At 55.2% G+C, this 2,453-nt stretch carries 2 protein-coding genes; one reads left to right on the top strand and one right to left on the bottom strand.

The features are described 5' to 3' along the window. Window positions 1–345: 345 nt before the first annotated feature. Window positions 346–795, top strand: coding sequence for a GNAT family N-acetyltransferase (locus ACFVTJ_RS25370; RefSeq protein WP_386911268.1), 450 nt, complete (start codon window positions 346–348; stop codon window positions 793–795). Window positions 796–880: 85 nt separating this feature from the next. Here the strand turns inward: ACFVTJ_RS25370 and ACFVTJ_RS25365 are convergent, their stop codons facing one another. Further along, entirely contained in the window at window positions 881–2,308 is a 1,428-nt protein-coding gene (locus ACFVTJ_RS25365; protein ID WP_386911267.1) for an ISNCY family transposase, read from the bottom strand. Window positions 2,309–2,453 lie beyond the last annotated feature (145 nt).

Raw genomic sequence — 2,453 nt, 5'->3', positions numbered from 1 at the left:
TACAAACGATGTTAAAGCTGATTAGAGATGCGACGCAGCTGGCCCGTTAGAAATGCGACACTGGCTCCGACAATCAGCCCCCGACCGGACCGGCTGGGCCGGGTTGCAAGGGTAGGGAGGGGGCGGGTGATGAAGCTCCTCTTCGGCTTTAGCTTCCTCAGTCGCGAGGGCACCTTTGCGCCAATAGGAGACATTGATCGAGTGTTCCCTTTGCCCTAAAAGCAGACCGGATATCAGAAGGAGACTTATGCGTAGAGGCTTGTGATTTCGACCGCAATTTGCGGCTTCACCCGGCACCAACATTGGTTGCCGGACCTTTTTGCATATATTCTCTACGGAGTTCTCATGAAATTCGAGGACGTTATCATCCGGCCTTTCGAGGCATCGGACACAGTCAAACTTTCCGACATCTGGCTTGAAGCCTCGTTGCTTGCTCATCCGTTTATCGGCGAGAGCCGTTTGATGGATCAACGGGCACTTATCGAAAAACAATATCTCCCGAGCGCCGAAACGTGGGTCGCAACCTTAGACGGCGAACCTGCGGGTTTTATCAGTTTGCTCGACACTTTCATCGGCGGCCTATTTGTTTCCCCGTGCCGTCAAGGCCATGGAATCGGTCGTAATCTTGTCTCGCACGCGCTGCGCTTAAAGGGCGAGCTTTCGCTGGAAGCCTATACCGAAAACGTGCAGGCGATGGGCTTTTATAGAGCAATCGGCTTTCAGGAGCTTTCCCGTCGCTCGACTGACGATGAAGGTTATTCCTTCGAAAATGCCCGTTTGCGGCTAGTCGGCTAGTGGCAACTCGTCGGGCGACGCAGAAGTCGCCCGACTACAATCTATCAGAGGATCCTGGAAGACCGCAAAGGGCCAAATGCGGCTGTCATTCAGCCGCCTCCATTCGAGCAAGTGCCTGTTGTCGTCTCGCGATCACCTCGGGATCGTTCATGAAATCCGTCCGTCGTCCCGGCTTGCGGCCCCGCTTTTGATATCCATTACTCTGGCTGCCGTCCGGGATATCAAAAATGCTGTTGACCTGTCCGGTTCGGCGCGGACCATGTTTGCTCCGCTTTAGATCGCGATCTTCCTGCATCTGAGCAACGAGTGACAGCATGTCATCCAGTCTCTTGTTCTCAACCACAGGCGACCGGTGAACGGAGCGAAGCGTGTCGAAGGTTCTGTAGGACAGGTTGAAACTCTCGTGCATGATCTCCAGGCGGCCGTCTGGATAATCGCAAACGATGACTTTTTGACCCGCGAGCGCCGTTGCCCGTTCCGTCGGATCGAGAATGAATATCACCTTGTCATAGCGCAACGTCAAGGATTGCGAGAGCGTGCGGACCTCCTTGCGGCACATGGCACTGTCGAGGTTCTCATGGGCGGCGAGGGGACGGTGCATGTCTTTGGGATTACGTGGTGGTTTACCGAAACGAGCGTTGAAATCGATAATGAATTCCTGCGCATAATCGTTGGCAGCGTCTATAGTATCGATACCGCGGAGCCGCAGCTCCTTGACCAATCGATCCTGCAGGGTCTGATTGGCCCGTTCAACCCGGCCCTTGGCCTGTGGAGTGTTGGCGCAGATGATGTCGATGTTCAGCTCATAGAGTGCGCGTCCAAACTGCGTCAGCCCACTGGTTCGATCTTTCCCCGAAGCATGCGTAGAGCGAAAGACGCCGTGCTTGTCGCTATAAAATGCCAGCGGTTTACCCCATTGCTGCAAATAGGCCTTTGTCGCGTGCAGATAATCGAAAGTGTTCTCGGATCCCGCAAAGCGCAGATGTAGCAGCTTGCCGGTAGCGTCATCGATATAGACGAGAAGGGCGCATTTTGGTCCGCGGTTCTCGAACCACCAGTGATGCGATCCATCGATCTGCACCAGCTCGCCAAAGCAATCGCGCCGACCGCGTGGTTGAAAGACACGTTTCTTGCGTTCTCTCCGAGATATCCAGATGCCTGCCTCGGTCATCCACTGGCGCAGCGTTTCCTTGCCGATCGCCAGTTGGTGCCGCTCAATCAGCTTCTCACGAGCCAAGGTTGGACCGAAATCGGCATACCGGTCTCTGACCAGATCGAGAACGGCGTTGCGAAGATCCTCGCTGTGACGCCGGTTGCTTGGTTGTTGGCGTTTCTTCGATACCAGCCCAGGTGTGCCATCGCTCTCATACGCTTTTAACAGCCGGTGCATCTGGCTTCGGCTGATGCCGAGGACGCCGGCGCCCTGGACGACATTCAGGCGCCGATCGTGAATCTTCTGGATGACCTCGAGGCGATGCAATTCTTTCTGCGACATGGTGATCAAAAAGGACATAGCAACTCCGAACGTTCCTGACCGAAGTCAGGCTGAGCATCGTCGCATCCTTGCTCCCAACGTTGACATTGACCAGCGTCGTCGTGCGAGGAGAGTGTCGCATTTCTATCCGGCCCAACTGTGGCATTACTAAATGGGCGCTACA

Source organism: Agrobacterium sp. NPDC058088, from assembly GCF_042885035.1.
Taxonomy (GTDB): domain Bacteria; phylum Pseudomonadota; class Alphaproteobacteria; order Rhizobiales; family Rhizobiaceae; genus Agrobacterium.
The sequence above is the reverse complement of the archived record's forward strand: the minus strand, read 5'-3'. Positions and strand labels throughout refer to the sequence as shown.